This window comes from Neobacillus sp. DFD-2R (assembly GCF_057747865.1).
On record NZ_CM173228.1, the window covers coordinates 4376415 to 4394192 of the forward strand.

17 protein-coding genes and 1 other annotated feature are annotated in these 17778 nt (G+C 35.8%); of the genes, 6 read left to right on the forward strand and 11 right to left on the reverse strand.

What is annotated here, in order from left to right:
- The first annotated feature begins 200 nt into the window (after window positions 1–200).
- From AC3ANV_RS21895 to AC3ANV_RS21905, 3 genes are all read left to right on the forward strand, one after another.
- The gene (locus AC3ANV_RS21895; RefSeq protein WP_488310766.1) at window positions 201–608 is read left to right on the forward strand and encodes a globin domain-containing protein; all 408 of its coding nucleotides are present in this window, start codon (window positions 201–203) and stop codon (window positions 606–608) included.
- Between the two features lie 32 nt (window positions 609–640).
- Window positions 641–1474 carry a ClpXP adapter SpxH family protein gene (locus AC3ANV_RS21900; RefSeq protein ID WP_488314299.1) on the forward strand — a complete coding sequence of 278 codons (834 nt, stop codon included), beginning with the start codon at window positions 641–643 and terminating at the stop codon, window positions 1472–1474.
- A gap of 381 nt (window positions 1475–1855) precedes the next feature.
- Entirely contained in the window at window positions 1856–1960 is a 105-nt protein-coding gene (locus AC3ANV_RS21905; RefSeq protein ID WP_488314300.1) for a hypothetical protein, read from the forward strand.
- 216 nt (window positions 1961–2176) lie between these two features.
- Here AC3ANV_RS21905 and pepF read toward each other — a convergent pair whose 3' ends face one another.
- The 5 genes from pepF to spxA all read right to left on the reverse strand — a co-directional run bounded on the left by pepF (window position 2177) and on the right by spxA (window position 8407).
- A complete protein-coding gene (pepF, locus tag AC3ANV_RS21910) occupies window positions 2177–3994 on the reverse strand; it encodes an oligoendopeptidase F (RefSeq protein WP_488310767.1) in 1818 nt (605 codons plus the stop codon).
- 139 nt (window positions 3995–4133) lie between these two features.
- Window positions 4134–5330 (reverse strand): competence protein CoiA, encoded by a 1197-nt coding sequence (locus tag AC3ANV_RS21915; protein ID WP_488310768.1) that lies wholly within the window; start codon window positions 5328–5330, stop codon window positions 4134–4136.
- Window positions 5331–5451: 121 nt separating this feature from the next.
- Complete coding sequence (cls, locus tag AC3ANV_RS21920) at window positions 5452–6963, reverse strand: cardiolipin synthase (protein ID WP_488310769.1); 1512 nt, start codon at window positions 6961–6963, stop codon at window positions 5452–5454.
- Window positions 6964–7037: 74 nt separating this feature from the next.
- Window positions 7038–7709 (reverse strand): adaptor protein MecA, encoded by a 672-nt coding sequence (mecA, locus tag AC3ANV_RS21925; RefSeq protein ID WP_488310770.1) that lies wholly within the window; start codon window positions 7707–7709, stop codon window positions 7038–7040.
- Window positions 7710–8011: 302 nt separating this feature from the next.
- Window positions 8012–8407, reverse strand: coding sequence for a transcriptional regulator SpxA (gene spxA, locus AC3ANV_RS21930; RefSeq protein WP_307405691.1), 396 nt, complete (start codon window positions 8405–8407; stop codon window positions 8012–8014).
- Between the two features lie 576 nt (window positions 8408–8983).
- On the opposite strand from spxA, the gene AC3ANV_RS21935 reads away from it, so the two are divergent.
- On the forward strand, window positions 8984–9169 hold the full coding sequence (locus tag AC3ANV_RS21935) for a hypothetical protein (protein WP_488310771.1): 186 nt from the start codon (window positions 8984–8986) through the stop codon (window positions 9167–9169).
- A gap of 73 nt (window positions 9170–9242) precedes the next feature.
- On the opposite strand, the gene AC3ANV_RS21940 is transcribed toward AC3ANV_RS21935, so the two are convergent.
- The 5 genes from AC3ANV_RS21940 to AC3ANV_RS21960 all read right to left on the reverse strand — a co-directional run bounded on the left by AC3ANV_RS21940 (window position 9243) and on the right by AC3ANV_RS21960 (window position 15006).
- Window positions 9243–10184, reverse strand: coding sequence for an ABC transporter ATP-binding protein (locus AC3ANV_RS21940; protein ID WP_488310772.1), 942 nt, complete (start codon window positions 10182–10184; stop codon window positions 9243–9245).
- On the reverse strand, window positions 10185–11228 hold the full coding sequence (locus tag AC3ANV_RS21945; protein WP_488310773.1) for an ABC transporter ATP-binding protein: 1044 nt from the start codon (window positions 11226–11228) through the stop codon (window positions 10185–10187).
- Between the two features lie 16 nt (window positions 11229–11244).
- Window positions 11245–12273, reverse strand: coding sequence for an oligopeptide ABC transporter permease (gene opp3C, locus AC3ANV_RS21950; protein WP_488310774.1), 1029 nt, complete (start codon window positions 12271–12273; stop codon window positions 11245–11247).
- Window positions 12273–13202: an oligopeptide ABC transporter permease gene (gene opp3b / locus AC3ANV_RS21955; protein ID WP_488310775.1), complete on the reverse strand. Its 930-nt coding sequence runs from the start codon at window positions 13200–13202 to the stop codon at window positions 12273–12275. Before opp3b ends, opp3C begins: the two co-directional genes overlap by 1 nt.
- 112 nt (window positions 13203–13314) lie before the next feature.
- Complete coding sequence (locus AC3ANV_RS21960; RefSeq protein ID WP_488310776.1) at window positions 13315–15006, reverse strand: peptide ABC transporter substrate-binding protein; 1692 nt, start codon at window positions 15004–15006, stop codon at window positions 13315–13317.
- Window positions 15007–15224: 218 nt separating this feature from the next.
- On the opposite strand from AC3ANV_RS21960, the gene AC3ANV_RS21965 reads away from it, so the two are divergent.
- Both AC3ANV_RS21965 and trpS read left to right on the forward strand, forming a co-directional pair.
- Window positions 15225–15590: a hypothetical protein gene (locus AC3ANV_RS21965; RefSeq protein ID WP_488310777.1), complete on the forward strand. Its 366-nt coding sequence runs from the start codon at window positions 15225–15227 to the stop codon at window positions 15588–15590.
- Window positions 15591–15635: 45 nt separating this feature from the next.
- Window positions 15636–15882, forward strand: a binding site (T-box leader).
- Between the two features lie 49 nt (window positions 15883–15931).
- Window positions 15932–16918: a tryptophan--tRNA ligase gene (trpS, locus tag AC3ANV_RS21970; protein ID WP_488310778.1), complete on the forward strand. Its 987-nt coding sequence runs from the start codon at window positions 15932–15934 to the stop codon at window positions 16916–16918.
- A gap of 53 nt (window positions 16919–16971) precedes the next feature.
- On the opposite strand, the gene AC3ANV_RS21975 is transcribed toward trpS, so the two are convergent.
- The gene (locus AC3ANV_RS21975) at window positions 16972–17718 is read right to left on the reverse strand and encodes a DUF3603 family protein (protein WP_488310779.1); all 747 of its coding nucleotides are present in this window, start codon (window positions 17716–17718) and stop codon (window positions 16972–16974) included.
- Window positions 17719–17778: the final 60 nt, after the last annotated feature.

Sequence of the window (17778 nt, forward strand, 5' to 3'; positions counted from 1 at the left end):
CATTATATAATCTGCCAATAATTCAAAAGGAGTAATTACCATCAGACTATTTTCGCCTGTTTTTTAGTAGCAGGCGTTTTTTTGTATACATTAATACTATCGATAGATGTGAATGTTCCTTTTTCAAAGCTATTTATTTGAGATATGAAAAAAGCATTGTTAAAATAAAAAATACATAATACTTTAAAGGAGTTGTCAACATGATTGAGAAGAGGCTTACACCATTCGAAGCCCTTGGCGAAGATACATTGCACCGTCTTGTGGACACTTTTTATGGTTTGGTTGCACAACATCCTGATCTTGCTCCAATCTTTCCAAATCAATTTACTGAAATTGCTCGTAAACAAAAGCAATTCTTAACACAATATTTAGGCGGACCTTCATTGTATACGGAAGAGCATGGCCACCCTATGATGCGGGCGCGGCATTTACCTTTTCCTATAACGCCAACCCGAGCAAAAGCATGGTTATCATGTATGCGTCAGGCAATGGACAAAATAGGATTACAAGGTCCACTTAGGGATGAATTTTACTCAAGGCTTTTTCTAACTGCAGAGCACATGATTAATACGCCTGAAGGCGATAAACAATCAGGTGAAAATTCGTGAGCAGATGCGGTCATACAAGCTCCAAACACCTTATGAATAACAGCGAAAAAAAGCCTATTGAAATTTATATATTTATCGATCCTTTATGCCCTGAATGTTGGGCTCTAGAACCGATACTTAAAAAGCTTCAAATCGAATACGGACGCTATTTTTCCATCAAGCATGTGTTAAGTGGGCGATTAGCCAATTTAAATTTGAGTAAAAAAAAGAGCTATGAACATATAGCCGGATTATGGGAAAAGACAGCAAGCAGGTCGGGGATGTCCTGCGATGGAAACCTTTGGTTTGAAAATCCCGTAGCATCTCCACATATTGTTTCAATCGCTCTTAAGGCCGCAGAACTGCAGGGGCGGCGAGCAGGCATTCGTTTTTTACGTAAACTTCAAGAAGTTCTTTTTTTGGATAAAAAAAATATCTCGAATTTTGAGGTGTTAAAGGATTGTGCCCGAAACTTGGGATTAGATGTTGATGAATTTATTTCAGATATCCATTCACAAAGTGCAGCAAAGGCCTTCCAGTGTGATCTTAAAATAACAGCTGAAATGGATGTTCAGGAAATTCCTACGCTTGTATTCTTTAATGAAAATGCGGAAGACGAAGGAATAAAAATTACCGGATCCTATCCATATGAAATCTATGTCCAAATACTTGAAGAAATGCTGTCCGAAGAACCGGTCCAGTCTCCACCGCCACCATTAGAAACGTTTGTTAAATTTTTTAAATTTGTGGCTTCGAAAGAAATTGCAGTTGTCTATAATATGTCGATATCCCAGGTTGAACGGGAAATGAAAAAACTGCTTTTAAAACAAATAGTGGAACAAATCCCTGCTAAATATGGTACATTTTGGAGATATATTAATCAGTAGAAAGAGGATGACTCAAAATCACCCTCTTTTTTTTAACAAATAAAACGGAAAGACCTTGCAGCTCCGATGCTGCAAGGTCTTTTTCTATAAATACGAACAAAGGGGATGGGAGAAATTTTTCACGGTCAAACAAAGGGGTATATGTTTGTTGTGATCAACTTCACGTCTATAATATAGCATGCGTTTAAACGGAGAGACAATAAGTTTGTGTGTTATTTCACAATATTGTCAAATATTCATATTATCAGGCTTGGGACAATAAACTAATAGTGTGCTTTTTTATAATAGCTTACTTTGAGGTGACAATTTTAAATGAAAAAACTTCCTTACATTATTTTGATGTTTTTTATTTTTTGTGCCTTTTTTCTTCATTTACTTGCAATGCTAAAAATATTCCCGGTATTAATTAGTTCACCGGTCTTATTCTTTTCAATTTTTATTTTCATTTTTTATCTAAATGGTCGAAAAAAATTTAAAGGATTTTAAAAGGGATGGTTCCAAAAGACCCATCCCATTGTTAATAGATAAACGTAAAAATTTTTGAACTAAGATAACTGTCTAGCTCCAGCACCCAGCGACTAGTGTACTTCACACTTCTCCCTACGATAAGTCAACATCGAATCGCTTCGCTCTCCGTGTTTCCTTAATCTCAGTCGAAGCGCTCCAGTCCTGTCGTGCGCTAAACGGGCGCTTCCGATTTTCTTAAGAAAGTAATTGTTCCAATTCATTCAATTTTTCTTCAAATACTTTACAAGCATCCTTAATCGGGTCAGAGCTTGTCATGTCTACGCCGGCTTTCTTGAGCACTTCAATAGGATAATCCGAGCTGCCGGCACTTAGGAAATCGATATAGCGTTTTACTGCAGGCTCGCCTTCTTCTAAAATTTGCTTGCATAATGCGGTTGCTGCACTGAAGCCCGTCGCATATTGGTAAACATAATAATTGTAATAAAAATGCGGAATTCTTGACCATTCCAAACCAATTTCCTCATCAATTACAATATCCTCTTCTCCAAAATACTTCTTATTCAATGCATAGTATTCTTTTGTCAATAAATCAGCGGTTAAGGCTTCGTTATTTTGCGCCTTTTGATGAATCAAATGCTCAAACTCAGCAAACATTGTTTGACGGAATACCGTGCCTCTGAATCCTTCTAAATAATGATTTAATAAGAAGATTCTTTTTTGCTCATCATCAATGGTTTTTAACAAATAATCATTTAAAAGCGCTTCATTGCATGTAGATGCTACTTCAGCAACGAAAATGGAGTAATTTCCATACGGATAAGGCTGGGATTTCCTTGTGTAATAACTATGGACAGAGTGACCAAATTCATGTACTAATGTAAATAAATTGTTTACATTATCCTGCCAGTTCATTAAGATATAAGGATTCGTTCCATATGCCCCTGAGGAATATGCACCACTGCGCTTACCTTTATTTTCATGTACATCCACCCAGCGATTTTCAAAGCCTTCTTTTAATACTTTCAAATACTCCTCACCTAATGGAGCTAACCCTTTAAGAATAATTTCCTTTGCTTCATCATATTTAATTTCCATTTTTACATCTTTGACCAGGGGTGTATACAAATCATACATATGAAGCTCTTTTAGCCCTAAAACTTTCTTCCGGAGCTTTATATATCGGTGTAATAAATGGAGGTTATCATTTACAGTATTTACCAAATTATCATACACGCTTTCAGGGATGTTATTGGCTGCAAGTGCAGCATGTCTCGCAGAGTCATACTTTCTTATTCTTGCATTAAAATTATCCTTTTTCACATTGCCGCTTAACGTACTTGAAAAAGTATTTTTAAAATCTCCATAGGTTTTATATACCGCTTTAAAAGCATCGTGCCGTACACGCCCGTCAGAGCTTTCCAAGAAACGTATGTAGCGGCCATGGGTAATTTCAACCTCTTCCCCATTTTCATCTTTAATAGATGGGAACTTAATATCCGCATTATTTAACATGCCAAAGGTATTGCCGGATGCGTTCATCACTTCTCCGGCTTCAGCAAGCATCGCCTCTTGCTCTGCTGACAGAACATGAGGCCTTTGCAGGTTGATTTCTGCAATTGCCTGCTCATAAAGCTTTAATTCGGTTTTCTCATTCAAAAAACCATTTACCTTACTTTCATCAATTGAAAGAATTTCCGGAACAATAAATGCTAACTGACTTCCTGCTTGTGAATATAGGTTTTTCATCCGATCATCTAAACCTTGGTAAAATGAATTAGTCGTGTCTTGGTCATACCTCATGTGTGAATACGCATAAAGCTTGCCAATTCTCTCGAGCAGTTTATCTTGGAATTGAAGGGCTTTATACAGCGATTCCGCATTATCACCCAATTTACCTTCAAATTCTTTAATAGTTGGAATTTCTTTTTTTACATCCTGGAATTCTTTTTCCCATTCCTCGTCACTAGCAAATATATCTTCTAATCTCCAAGTATCTGCTTCAGGGATATCAGTTCTTGAAGGTAAGCTTTTAACTGCTGTTTCGTTTGCCATATTTCATCCTCCATCCATCTATTGATTTTTAAAATAAAATTACCTTTACATATATTCTCCTTTTCTTACCATTTTCCCTTTATGAAACAAAAAAGTAACAATTTATCCTTCTATAGTATGCCCTTATGTCCTATTTCATTTATATATTTGAAAGAATAAAATGATATTTTTGATAAAAATCAAGCGTATTTTCTGCCTTTTCCCGATTTGACTTTGGTTTAGTCAAATTCCTTTGTAATTCAAAAAGAGTTTCAGTTTTTTGGGTAAAAATCCCTACTTTCACTAACAAATATAAGTAATCCATAACGGCGGCAAAAGGTTCCACATCATCTAATTGTGGCAAATTACGAATGATAATGTCTTTTCTACTAAGTCTTTTTTTAAAATGAGCTTCTATTTCCTTAATGCTTATTAGTTCTTTGGGATTTTTTTTAGAAAGAATATCGATATACAAATAGGTTTGCCAAATAGTTGGGGAGGTTTCGATGAAAATAGAATGTTGAACAGGAAGGCCAATTTCAGGAGGTAATAATAAGAGGTTGAGATCTTGATTATAAACCTCATGAAAAAAGGAATTTTTCTCGAGACTGGGATGCATGGACCAATAAAACTTAAATTTCTCCATTTCAGCATTCCAATGATCTACCCTGACTTGATTTAATATTTTAGGATTCAATAAGTCCTGGATTCTAATATTGTCTCTATGATAATGGTAGCTTTGCACAAAGGCATTTTTAACGGTATAAGAGATGATGGAGCCTACTAAATAAAAACGGCGTTTTTCGGGGCAATACGAGGGGATGTAAAGTCCGCCATCAGAAGATTTTCGAAGAAAGAAAAACTGAAAGTTTGAAAATGATATAACATTTCTCTTTTTTTGTTTTATATGACTACCACTTACAATCCAAAGTGGGATGTATCCATTTTGATAGTAGGTTTTTGTCCTTTTAATAAATTCCTTTTCGGGTATAGTTGAACACTGAAATTCTAAAGCATATTTCTTTCCTTTATAAAAAAACATTATATCAGGTCGCTGGTGAATTTCCCTATCATAGTACTCTAATTCAGCATAAATCTTCTGATTTATAAGCCATTGAAAAAGCTGCCGTTTTCCTTCCATATGGTAAACGGATTCCCTTTCATAAAATTCCCGGCATGTACTCCCCCTTTTATGGGCAAAATGAAAAATTCGTTGATCTCCCAACTTAAGAGAAACACACTCCCCGCATACCGGGCAAAGAAAATCTTCTATGCTTCGTAATTTCAATAGAGTTTCCTTTTTGAAATCATACCCGAGGCAAACTCTTATTCCGGATTTTGTATTTGCAGTTAACAAAAAAAGCACCTCCTTATACAAAATAAATTCGTCTTAATACCTCAAATTCCTCTTCATAAAATAAAAAAAAACAATCGGAATTCATTCCCGATTGTTTTCCATCAAAATTATCAATTACTAGTTAAAGAAGCGGTGAGAGAAGCCTTGCTGTTGATTCTAATAAACGAAAACCGATATGCCTCTTTTTAAAAGTATTTAATTCAAGCTGTTTAGAAAATTCCAGATCATTTATATATTCAGCAACAAGTTTTTGGGTACTTTTCGTACGATACAAGAAAGCATTAACCTCAAAATTCAGATGAAAACTTCTCATATCCATATTAGATGTTCCTATAGAAGCTAGTTCATGGTCGACAATAATGATTTTACTATGCATAAATCCACGTTCATATTCGTACACTTTAACTCCTGCTTCCAACAGTTCAGGAAAATAGGAGCGGGAAGCATGGAAGACAATTCGTTTATCAGGACGATTCGGCACAAGTAACCGTACATCTAATCCGCTGAGTGCAGCTATTTTTATTGCAGAAAAGATATCTTCATCCGGTATAAAGTAGGGTGAAGCAATCCACACAGATTTTTCTGCGGAAGCAATCATTGAGAAAAAAATATTTTTAATAACACTCCACTCATTATCAGGTCCGCCGGCAATTAATTGAACTCCGCCATGGCTTTTATTATCTAATTGTGGTGATAGATATTCTGCGGTTAAAAAACTATGATTGGTCATATAATACCAATCCTGTAAAAAGATGAGCTGCAGCGTTCTAACAGCTTCACCCTTAAGCATTAAATGGGTATCACGCCAAAAACCAAAACTCTTGTCTTTTCCCAAATACTCATCCCCGATATTTAGACCGCCGACAAAACCAACCGATCCATCAATTACTACGATTTTACGATGATTTCGAAAATTAAACTTATTGTTTAAAAATGGCAATCTAACAGGTCCGAAAGGAACTGTTTCAATTCCCGCATTCTTCAATTCAGAAATATATTTCTTGGATAGCTGCCATGAACCAACTGCATCGTATAGAAATCGAATTTTGACACCTTGCGCAGCTTTTTCAATTAGCAGTTTTTTGATCCTTTGACCTAATTGGTCGTGGCGAACAATATAATATTCCAGATGAATATGGTGTTTGGCTCTCTGAAGCTCATCTAAAATGAAATGAAATGTCTCTTCACCATTTGTCAAAATTCTTGTAGCTGTATCAAAGGAAATTGGACTGTTTCCCAGCTTTTGTGCCAACATAAATAATTTCCCTTGGTGATCACCCATAATGCTGATTTTTTCTTCACGCCTGGGATCATTATCACCCTCAATCGTTAGAAATGCTTGTTTATCCAGAAAGTATTTTTTTCTAAACATTTTCTCTTTCCGATAATTCCGTCCAAATAAAATGTAAAAAATAAATCCTACAAGTGGAAAGCTGCCTAAAACTACAAGCCAAGTAATCGTTTGTGTAGGATGGCGATTTTCAAGGAAGATAACAAATCCTATAAATATAACGGACAAAGAAATAAAAAGGCTTAAAAAACCAAAAATTCCACCTTTTAAATTATTTTTAAAGAAAAACAATAGTATGGATAAGATTAGCAGAAATAATATAACCCTTACTGTGTTCTTCATTGTCCTCACCTGCCCTGCTACAAAGAATCGAGATGCTAAAAAATACCGATTTCAATACTGAAATCGGCATGGTATTATCTAAAATGTTTTCTAATTTCAGCAAAAACATTTTCAGAAATTATTTCTTTTCCGTATTCTTGTACTCGATGAATGGTTAACTGGGTTTCAGAACCATATTCAAGTAGAACACTTAATATATCATCAATTTCATCCTCATTGAATATCTCTTCAGGAAATTCAGCATATAGATAGTATTTTCCTTCAAAGTGATATAACCTAGTTACTAAGTCATCAAGCCCCGGTCGATTGGCCAACATAATAATATCCTCGAAGTCTTTGAAGGCGAGCAAGAATTCCAATGATTCTTCCTCTAATAAAATCTCTTCATCATCAGGATTCGTTGAAATAAAATGTTGATCTAAGAACTCTTCAATTTTCTCATCAACAGGTAAATCCTTTAATTTGTCACTAGGTATTGGAAGTTCAAACTTTTGACCATCCTTAGAAAGTTGTGCCTTAGTTACAAGAATTTCCAACCCTTTATCCAAAGCTTGGACTTGAATCCAAAGAGGACCTTCAACGACAAACTCTTCTTCTTGATGAACCTCATCCATCATTTCCCAAAAGAGCTCTTCACTCCGTTCACGATTGTACCAAATCTCTTCCCGGTCGAAGCCTCTTTCTTCTATATCACCATAAGAAATATAAAATTTTACTGTATTTTCATTTATTCGTTCAATCTCCATTATCACCTCTCCCTTCCATTTTCCATATTGAAGGGACTAAATACCCCCAAGCAGATGATGCCTTAATAGCATTATCCAATGTAGAAAGGTCTATTTCCCGGATATATTTAAAAAGAATACATCCTCGTACCTTCATTTTATGACAAAAGTAGTAATAAGGGAAATAAAAATAACCAAAATTCAAAAAACCATCATTTTGCCTATTTATTAGATATTCATTATATTGTAGCAAAATGACATTGATTTCACAAACAAAAAGAAAATCTATATAAAAGAGACCTTCTTTAATGAAGGTCTCTTTATTAATTAACCATGCGTTGAGCTTCGCGTAATTGGAATGTTCGTACCCGTCTAGGCAAAAATCGTCTTATTTCATCTTCATTATAACCAACCTGCAAACGTTTTTCATCAATAATTATAGGACGACGCAGCAAGCCAGGATTCTCTTTTATTAACTCAAATAAGTCCTGAAGTGGCATCGTATCGAGGTTAACATCTAATTTTTGAAATGTTTTTGATCTAGTTGAAATAATTTCATCCGTTCCATCCTCTGTCATTCGAAGAATTTCTTTAATTTCTTCAATTGATAACGGTTCAGAAAAAATATTTCTTTCTTTGTATGGAATTTCATGCTCTTCTAACCATGATTTTGCTTTTCTACATGATGTACAACTTGGTGAAGTGTATAATGTTACCATTCTTCTTCACACTCCTCTTATAGTAACTTCTATAATCTATATTTAATCGAAATTAACATTTATTAAAGTATAAATTTAATTAAAATTATTATAAATAAGTAATTTATATCATAAATTATACACCACTGCTTCTCAAAAAGGTATCCTTTTTTAAAAAATAATCTAAAGCCCTAGAAGTCCATATGTGATTCGTTTCATTATATTAGACGAATAATATCCATAAAAGTTTCATTTTTTTCAGTTATTTATCATGAATTTCCTTTTTTATATACATAGCTCTATATTATTCGTTTAAAACAAATAATTTTTTGGCGGTATTCTAAGAAAGACTTGTCATATGAACTTCATAAATGATATTTTACTTTCACAGGCTTAATATTTTCTTAAAATATATTCTCAATTAAAAAATAAAAATGAAAACGCATACATTCCATTTCGATAAATACGAATTCTTTTATGCTTATTTGTTGAATTTCCCCTTTTAATAATGATCAAGTTCTTTTAAAATAAAATAAGGGGATATTCGATAATTCACGATAAAATCTAGCCTTTGGAAATGAAAATGGAGGGTTTATCATGGTTGGTTACTTAATTGATTTAACCGTTGTGGCACTATTAATTGTTGGCATTACAGCATTAATGGGTGTGTTAACAAATAGTTTTGGCGAAAAAGTTTTTGGAGGCAAAAACCGCACTGAATTTGTTGACGAAAGTGCTAAATATCAGTCAGGTTGGAAAAGTGTCGGAGGAAAAAGGAAATAATTTTACAGAACAAAAGGCGGAAGCGCCCTTTCGTAAACGATAAAAAAAACGATCTCATAGTGAGATCGTTTTTTTATCGTTTATTTTGCGCTTTATATTGAATAAATTCTTTTTCTGAACAAAGAACAAAATGTCCTGGAGAAACCTCTCTAAATTCGATTTGTTCGTTGTCATCATAATTATGACTTGCCGGGTCATAGGATTTACGTTTACGAGCTCTTTCGCTGATCGGATCAGGAAGTGGAATTGCTGATAATAAGGATTGCGTATACGGATGCAATGGATTTTTATATAGCTCATCTGCAGGTGCAAGCTCAACCATTTTACCAAAATACATAACGCCAATCCGGTCACTGATATATTTGACCATTGAGAGGTCATGGGCGATAAAAAGATACGTTAGCCCTTTCTCTTTTTGAAGTTTTTTCATTAAGTTAACTACTTGAGCTTGAATGGAAACATCCAGCGCTGAAATCGGCTCGTCCGCAATGATAAATTCAGGCTGTACTGCGAGAGCACGGGCAATCCCTATCCTTTGACGCTGTCCGCCACTGAATTCATGGGGGTAACGGTTAGCATGTTCTTTGTTTAAACCAACTGTTTCTAAAAGTTCATATACTCTTTCCATTCGTTCTTGCTTGGATTTTGCCAGCCCATGTATGTCAATACCTTCAGCAATAACATCAGCAATTTTTAATCTTGGATTTAATGAAGCATATGGGTCTTGGAATATCATTTGCATTTTACGATTAAATTCTTTTAACTGTTTATGAGACTTTTTGTCATGAACATTTACGCCGTCGTATACAACTTCTCCACCGGTAGCATTATATAAACGAATGATTGTTCGGCCTGTTGTGGATTTACCACAACCTGATTCGCCAACTAATCCTAATACTTCACCTTTATAGATATCAAAGGATACATTGTCAACTGCTTTTACTTCATTAGGTTTCCCAACATTAAAATATTGTTTTAAATTTTTAATTTCAAGTAATTTTTCTTTCTGAGCCATTTATTTTCCCACCTTCATATCAGGGAATTGACCTTGACGTCTTTTTACAGCTTCCGGCGGTTCTACCTTTGGTGCATCAGGATGTAAGAGCCAAGTAGCAGCGTAATGTGTATCAGAAACTTTAAAGAATGGAGGCTCTTGCTCTAAATCAATTTTCATCACATATGGGTTACGAGGGGCAAATGCATCTCCTTTTGGAGGATCCAAAAGGTCCGGAGGTGTTCCGGGAATCGAGAACAATTCCTCCTCATCTGTCTCTAAATCCGGCATTGAGCTAATTAATCCCCATGTGTATGGATGCTGTGGATTATAGAAAATCTCATCAGCGGTTCCAATTTCAACAATCTTGCCTCCGTACATAACTGCAACTCGATCAGCTACATTCGCAACAACTCCAAGATCATGGGTAATGAAGATAATGGATGTGTCAATTTTCTTTTGCAAATCTTTCATTAGTTCTAGAATTTGTGCTTGAATCGTTACATCAAGTGCGGTAGTAGGCTCGTCTGCAATTAATACCTTTGGATTACATGCCAATGCAATCGCAATAACAACCCTTTGTCTCATCCCGCCGGAAAATTGATGTGGATATTGATCAACTCTGATTTCCGGTTTAGGAATACCAACAAGTTTTAATAAATCAATCGCTCTTTCTTTTGCATCGTGTTTACTCATATGTTGGTGTTTAATGAGTGGTTCCATAATTTGATTACCAATTTTCATTGTTGGATTTAATGAAGTCATTGGATCCTGAAAAATCATTGAAATATCTTGTCCACGAATTTTTTGCATTTGTTTTTCTTTTAGCTTGGTTAAGTCTTTTCCGTCAAAAAGGATTTCACCATTTTTAATTTCGGAATTACCCTCAGGCAATAAGCGCATGATTGACTTTGTTGTAACCGATTTTCCAGAGCCTGACTCCCCAACGATCGCTAATGTTTCACCTTTATATAAATCAAAGTTGACACCTCTGATGGCTTTTACTTCACCCGCAAAGGTATGAAATGAAATATTTAAATCCTTAACTTGTAGTACTTTTTCCACTTAAATCACCTGCCTTCTAATCCCGCATTTTTGGATCTAATGCATCCCGTAATCCATCTGCTACTAAGTTAAAGCATACCATGATTAATGCAATCATAATGGAAGGAATAATCATTTGATATGGAAATGCAATCATTTGCTTGTATCCATCATTCACTAATGTTCCCAATGAGGCACTAGGCTCCTGCAATCCTAAACCAATGAAACTTAAAAACGCTTCAAAGAAAATTGCGTTAGGAATCGAAAACATCGTGTTTATAATGATGATCCCAAACATATTTGGAATCATGTGCTTAAAAATAATTGAACCATTTGAAGCTCCAAGTGTCCTGGCTGCCAACACAAATTCCTGGTTTTTAAACTTCAACACTTGCGCACGGACAACCCGTGCCATACTTGTCCAGCTTGTAAAGGTAATCGCGATAATAATGGGGATCATCCCAGGCTTCAATACAAGAATCATTAAAACAGCAACAACTAAGTTAGGGATGCCGACGATAATTTCCAAGATCCGTTGCATCACACTGTCGACACGGCCGCCGAAGTAACCGGAAATAGCACCATATGATACACCAATCAGCATATCGACTAATGCTGCCATAAAAGCAATGAACAGCGACACTTGCGTTCCTTTCCAAGTACGTGCAAAAATGTCACGGCCAAGATCATCCGTTCCAAACCAATAATACTGCTTCACCTGGCGGACTTCGTAGGCATTATATGTTGTACCGTCTTTCCGAGTTAATGTACCGTCAAACGGAAGCCAATGAATGTCCTCCAAACCCTGTATCCGCGGCGGCAGGTCATGATTATCCGTATTTTGGGTATCAAATTTATATGGTGTAATTAATGGGCCGACAAACGATAGAATGAGCAAAATCACAATAACCACCAAGCTGATGACTGCCCCTTTATTTTTGCGGACCCTTAGCCAGGAATCCTGCCAGAAATTAAGACTTGGCTTGGCAATTTTCTCACTTTTAGATGGATCGATGTGGGCCGGTGCAAACATATCCTTTGAGATAATTGATTCTTTGTTAATCATTAGCTGTTCCCCCTCGAAATTCGAATACGTGGGTCGATGATTCCATAGAGAATATCAACAACTAAAATAATAAAGACAAATAAAGCAGCAAATAAAATGGAAGTTCCCATAATAACGGGGTAGTCGTTAGTCATGATAGATTTCACAAATTGATCCCCGATGCCAGGAATTCCAAAGATATTTTCTACAACAAGCGAGCCTGTCATCAGACTTACCGCTAATGGTCCCATTACTGTAATAACAGGGATTAACGCATTTCGCAGTGCATGTTTGATACTGATTTGCCAATAGCTGGCACCTTTTGCTTTCGCAAGGGTAATATAATCAGAACCCAATACTTCCACCATTTCTGTCCGCATAAACCGGGCAGCGATGGAAATCGGAAACATTGCCAAAGCAATCGTTGGCAGGATAGTGAATGACGGTCCATTCCAGAACATAACAGGAAGCCATCCTAATTTTACGGCAACAAAGTATTGCAATAAACCGGCAAAAATAAAATTTGGTATAGATTTTCCCATAACTGCAATAATTGTCGCTCCATAATCAATCCAGGTATTTTGTTTTAACGCCGCCACAACGCCTAAAATGATCCCAATCAATGCACCGATAATCATGGCCTGCGCGCCAAGTAAGGCAGAAGGGCCAGTTCGTTGTGCGAGAAGCTCAGTTACAGGGGTGTTATTAAACTGAAAGGAGACACCTAAATCACCTTTAACCATGTTGATTATATAGTGAACATATTGAACTGGCACAGGTTGATCGAATCCATACTTTACTTGTAATATGTGGCGCTGGGTTTCTGAAAGTTTTTCCCAGTTATTAAAAGGGGTACCTGGAATTAACTTCATGAGGAAAAATGTTATGGATACAACAATGAATAACGTAAAAATCATATAGAGAACCCGTTGGACGAGATATTTTGCCATGCCGACACCTCCTAATTAATTAAATTTTCTACATTGTTCGACAATTCTGATACAGGTAAAAAGAGAGTATATTTGCTAATATACTCTCTTTGTTTTTGCTTAAAAATGGTACCTATTTGTAAACTTTAACCCATACGAAACTATAATCAGAATATGGATTGTGTTGTAAACCTTTAATCTTTGGATTTACTAAAATGTTAACAGCACGCTGATAAAGTGGTGCAAATGCTGCATCGTCTTCTAACAAGATCTTCTCAGCATCTTGTAGAGCTTTCCAGCGCTCATCCGGTTTAGCAGCCAAAGTTGTTTGAGCATCTTTAATCAGCTTATCATATTTTGGATCGCTGAAGCTCATGTGGTTTTGACCTCCACCTGTTAGGAAAAGATCCATGAATGTCATTGGGTCAGCATAGTCTGGTCCCCAACCGCTAAAAATTATATCGTAATCTTGTTTGTCTTCGCGGTCAATACGGATTTTGAACGGAACACTTTGAATATTAACGGACAATCCAGGAAGAGTTTTCTCCAATTGGTCTTTGATGAATGCTTCCTCTTTTTTCGCTGTTTCAGTATCTTGACCAACAAAAGTGAATGTTACATCTGTTTTGCCTACTTCTTTTAAACCTTGTTCCCATAGCTTCTTAGCTTGTTCTTTATCTGTTTTCAGATAAGTTCCGGCGCCATCGCGGAAGTCTTTGCCATTATTGTATGTAAACTCTTTTGGCACCAAGTAATTTGCTTCAACTGAGCCGTTTGCCAACACGTTATTTACATATGATTTCCTATCAACTGCTAAAGCAATTGCTTTACGAATATTGACATTTTTTAAAACAGGATTGTTTTCGTTCATTTTCAACCACCACATAGATGGTTCAAGGAAGCGCAATAATTCTTTAGAACCTTGATACTGCGAAATGACAGCTGATGAAGCAAGCCTTCCTGTAATATCAGCCTGTCCGGTAGTGAATGCGTTTACAGCTGCTTGCGGATCTTTCACAACGTTAAAATTAACTTTATTTAACGTAACGTCTTTTGCATTCCAGTAGTCTGCATTCTTTTCTAAAGTCCATTGGTCGGCTTGCGTGCCATCCCACTTAGTCATTTTAAACGGACCATTATATAGCAGATGTGCAGCATCTTTCGCATAGTTTGCACCTTGTGCTTGTACATACTTTTGATTTTGCGGATAGAATAATGTAAATGTTAAATAAGATTCGATATATGGTAGCGGTCTTACTAAGTCGATTTCCAACGTATAATCGTCTAAAGCTTTAATCCCTAAATCTTGAGCTTTTGCTTTGCCGTTCACAATTTCTGTTGCATTTTTGATTTTATCTTGCATGAAATATGGACCATATGGAGCGGCCGTTTTCGGATCAATTGCCCGCTGCCACGCATAGACGAAATCATGAGAAGTTACAGGGTCGCCATTAGACCATTTAACATTCTTTTTCAATTTAATGGTTAATACTGTTTTATCCGCATTAAATTGCGGCATCCCGTCAGCAACATCAGGAATTACCTTTTGATTTTGATCCAAACGGTATAATCCTGCATTTACTTGAGAAACAATCTCGCTGCCGAGAACGTCTTCGTTCATTACACTGTCCATATTAGGAATTTCAGCAGTTTCCAAAACATTGATTTCCTGCTTGTCTGCAAGCTGTGCAGTTCCGGAATCTTTGCCGTTAGTTTTTCCTGTATCTGTACCTTGATTTTTACTGCCGCCTCCAGAACATGCTGCTAAGAACATGCTAAGCACCAGCGATAAAACTAAAAGTAGTGAAAGTTTTGATTTCTTCACTAGTAGACCTCCCTTTTCTATTATTCTGAAAAATTACTACATTCTCTATTATACATATTTTCATATAATTGTACATTACTTTTCCGAAATTTATTTACAGTTCCGAAACAATTTTTACGTTAGCATTACATAAACCTATGATATAATTTAAACTTATAGTATTTTTTGCTTTTCTGTTATGCTTTAACCCGTTAAATCAACATTTTGGAGGTTTTTATTTGAAATTTCGTCTCAAGAAAAAACTTTTAATTTTAGCTTCTTTTCAATTAGGTATTTTGGCTATTTCTTTTTTCACAAGTCATAAAATCACTTTAGTAAGATATATCAATATATCTTTTTACATTACGGCAGCATTGCTTATCACTTCCTTGTTTATTTATACAATTCATACTGGATTCTATGATGCGATTTCAAAATCATTAAATTTTTCTTTTTCACGCGGACAATGGAAAAGGAAATTCAATGAAATCCCATCATTATCTGAACTCGTAACCATTAGTCCAAAGCCAGCGCTCTTTTATGGCTCTTTTACCGGTCTTTTCATGTTAATAGCTCTTGTCTGTTATTATATTTTGCGTACTTGATTACCAATATACATTTATTTATAATATGAATAAATGAATAGTAGCTGTAGAGCGATGATAAAGAGTAGTACGTATTTTCCTTCGTTTTTAGAGAGTTTGTGGCTGGTGAAAACAAACACGAATTAATACGGAATGGACTTTTGAGCTTCTTTCCAAACCTTTATTAAATGGAAGCAGTAGGAATAGACGTTTTCCTAACGTTATAAGGACCCATAATCCAATTAGGACTATGGAACTAAGTGACTCTTTTTTGAGTAATTTAGGGTGGTACCGCGAACCATTCGCCCCTATTTTTATGGGATGAATGGTTTTTTATTTACATTTTTCAGGAGGAATTTACAATGAAGACAATTTTTTCAGGTATCCAGCCAAGTGGTACAATTACGCTTGGTAACTATATTGGAGCAATGAAGCAATTTGTAGAACTACAGGACGAATACAATTGTTTCTTCTGTATTGTTGACCAGCATGCAATTACCGTTCCACAGGACCCGCAAACTTTAAGAAAAAACATTCGCAGCCTGGCAGCTCTATACATTGCTGTTGGAATTGATCCAACTAAAGCTACTTTATTTATTCAATCAGAAGTTCCGGCACATGCCCAAGCCGGCTGGATAATGCAATGTGTATCCTATATCGGTGAATTGGAAAGGATGACACAATTTAAAGATAAATCTTTTGGAAAAGAAGCAGTTTCAGCAAGCTTGTTAACATATCCTCCATTAATGGCAGCAGATATTTTATTATACAACACAGACATTGTTCCAGTTGGAGAGGATCAAAAGCAGCATATGGAATTAACGAGAGACCTTGCTGAAAGATTTAACAAAAAATACAGTAAAATTCTTACTATTCCTGAAATTCGTCTTCCTAAGGTCGGAGCAAGGATCATGTCTCTGCAAGAACCAACGAAAAAAATGAGCAAATCAGATCCAAACCAAAAGGCTTTTATCACTCCTCTTGATGATCCAAAACAAATAGTGAAGAAAATTAAGAGTGCAGTAACAGATTCAGATGGCCTGGTTAAATTTGATAAGGAAAATAAACCCGGCGTTTCAAATCTATTATCGATATACTCTATCTTAAGCGGGAAATCCATTGGTGAAATCGAAGATATGTATGTCGGTAAAGGTTATGGAGACTTTAAGAGTGATCTGGCAGAAGTTGTTGTAAATGTCTTCAAACCTATTCAAGATAAATACTATGATTTGATTGAATCAAGCAGGCTCGATGATATTTTAGATCAGGGTGCTGAAAAGGCTAGTTTAGTGGCCAATAAGACATTAAGAAAAATGGAAAATGCACTGGGGTTAGGAAGAAAAAGATAAGGAAAAAATGAAAGCCTGACCCGCAAAAGGTAAATACCTTTTGGGTCAGGCTTTTAATTTACTTTTGGACCATGTTCCATTTCCCAAAGCTTTTCAAAAAATGGCTGTCCTTTTATCAGATTTTCACAAAATAATTCGTGCCTTTTAGACCATCCAAATTTTGTTTCTTCAAATAGCTGTTCCCAAGCTGCTTCAAAATTTAATTCCTGTATTGATGAATACTTCTCCGGACACCACTCCGTGAACCAATAGCGGACTTCTGCCTCATTCTTTGAAGAATGCAGTTGGTCAAGAGCCATGAATAAAAGCTGTTTTAATTGCCTCTCTTTTCGGGTTAAACCTCTCATCAAAGTTGGTTCAGGTGATAAAATGTGAAAATCCTTCATATCTTTTTGCTGATAAAAATGGTAACTTTGCGCATCATGTGACTCAATCATTTCGTAAACAAGTTGTTCTTGTCTTGGTATAAGCCTGCTTTTGCGAATAGGGATATTATACCCGATTGTATCAATCGCTAAAATCCCCACCCCATCCGTCACAACAAAACAATAATCAAGCTGGACTCTTTCATGGTTTTTCCTTAAATAAGCTTTTTGATAAATATCATCTAGAAGTTGTTGAGGTAATTCTGAGAGATCGTTCTCAATATAGTTAAATAGAATCTGTTCAACTTTTAATAGCGGAACTTGATCTAATAATTCGACCCCGTCATCTTTACGCCATTCATGGAAGTGGCAGACATTATAACCGTTTTCTTCACCTTCAAACCAATTTACCCAAACATCATGAAGATACAACATTGTACAACCCCTCACTTCAAGAAACTGTTTGTCAATCAGTATGGGCAGACCTAAGTTAAA

Coding starts and splice junctions, on each gene's coding strand:
- AC3ANV_RS21975 (WP_488310779.1), bottom strand. CDS start 17,718: ATGTTGTATCTTCATGATGTTTGGGTAAATTGGTTTGAAGGTGAAGAA.
- pepF (WP_488310767.1), bottom strand. CDS start 3,994: ATGGCAAACGAAACAGCAGTTAAAAGCTTACCTTCAAGAACTGATATC.
- mecA (WP_488310770.1), bottom strand. CDS start 7,709: ATGGAGATTGAACGAATAAATGAAAATACAGTAAAATTTTATATTTCT.
- AC3ANV_RS21895 (WP_488310766.1), top strand. CDS start 201: ATGATTGAGAAGAGGCTTACACCATTCGAAGCCCTTGGCGAAGATACA.
- opp3b (WP_488310775.1), bottom strand. CDS start 13,202: ATGGCAAAATATCTCGTCCAACGGGTTCTCTATATGATTTTTACGTTA.
- opp3C (WP_488310774.1), bottom strand. CDS start 12,273: ATGATTAACAAAGAATCAATTATCTCAAAGGATATGTTTGCACCGGCC.
- AC3ANV_RS21940 (WP_488310772.1), bottom strand. CDS start 10,184: ATGGCTCAGAAAGAAAAATTACTTGAAATTAAAAATTTAAAACAATAT.
- AC3ANV_RS21935 (WP_488310771.1), top strand. CDS start 8,984: ATGGTTGGTTACTTAATTGATTTAACCGTTGTGGCACTATTAATTGTT.
- spxA (WP_307405691.1), bottom strand. CDS start 8,407: ATGGTAACATTATACACTTCACCAAGTTGTACATCATGTAGAAAAGCA.
- cls (WP_488310769.1), bottom strand. CDS start 6,963: ATGAAGAACACAGTAAGGGTTATATTATTTCTGCTAATCTTATCCATA.
- trpS (WP_488310778.1), top strand. CDS start 15,932: ATGAAGACAATTTTTTCAGGTATCCAGCCAAGTGGTACAATTACGCTT.
- AC3ANV_RS21905 (WP_488314300.1), top strand. CDS start 1,856: ATGCTAAAAATATTCCCGGTATTAATTAGTTCACCGGTCTTATTCTTT.
- AC3ANV_RS21900 (WP_488314299.1), top strand. CDS start 641: ATGAATAACAGCGAAAAAAAGCCTATTGAAATTTATATATTTATCGAT.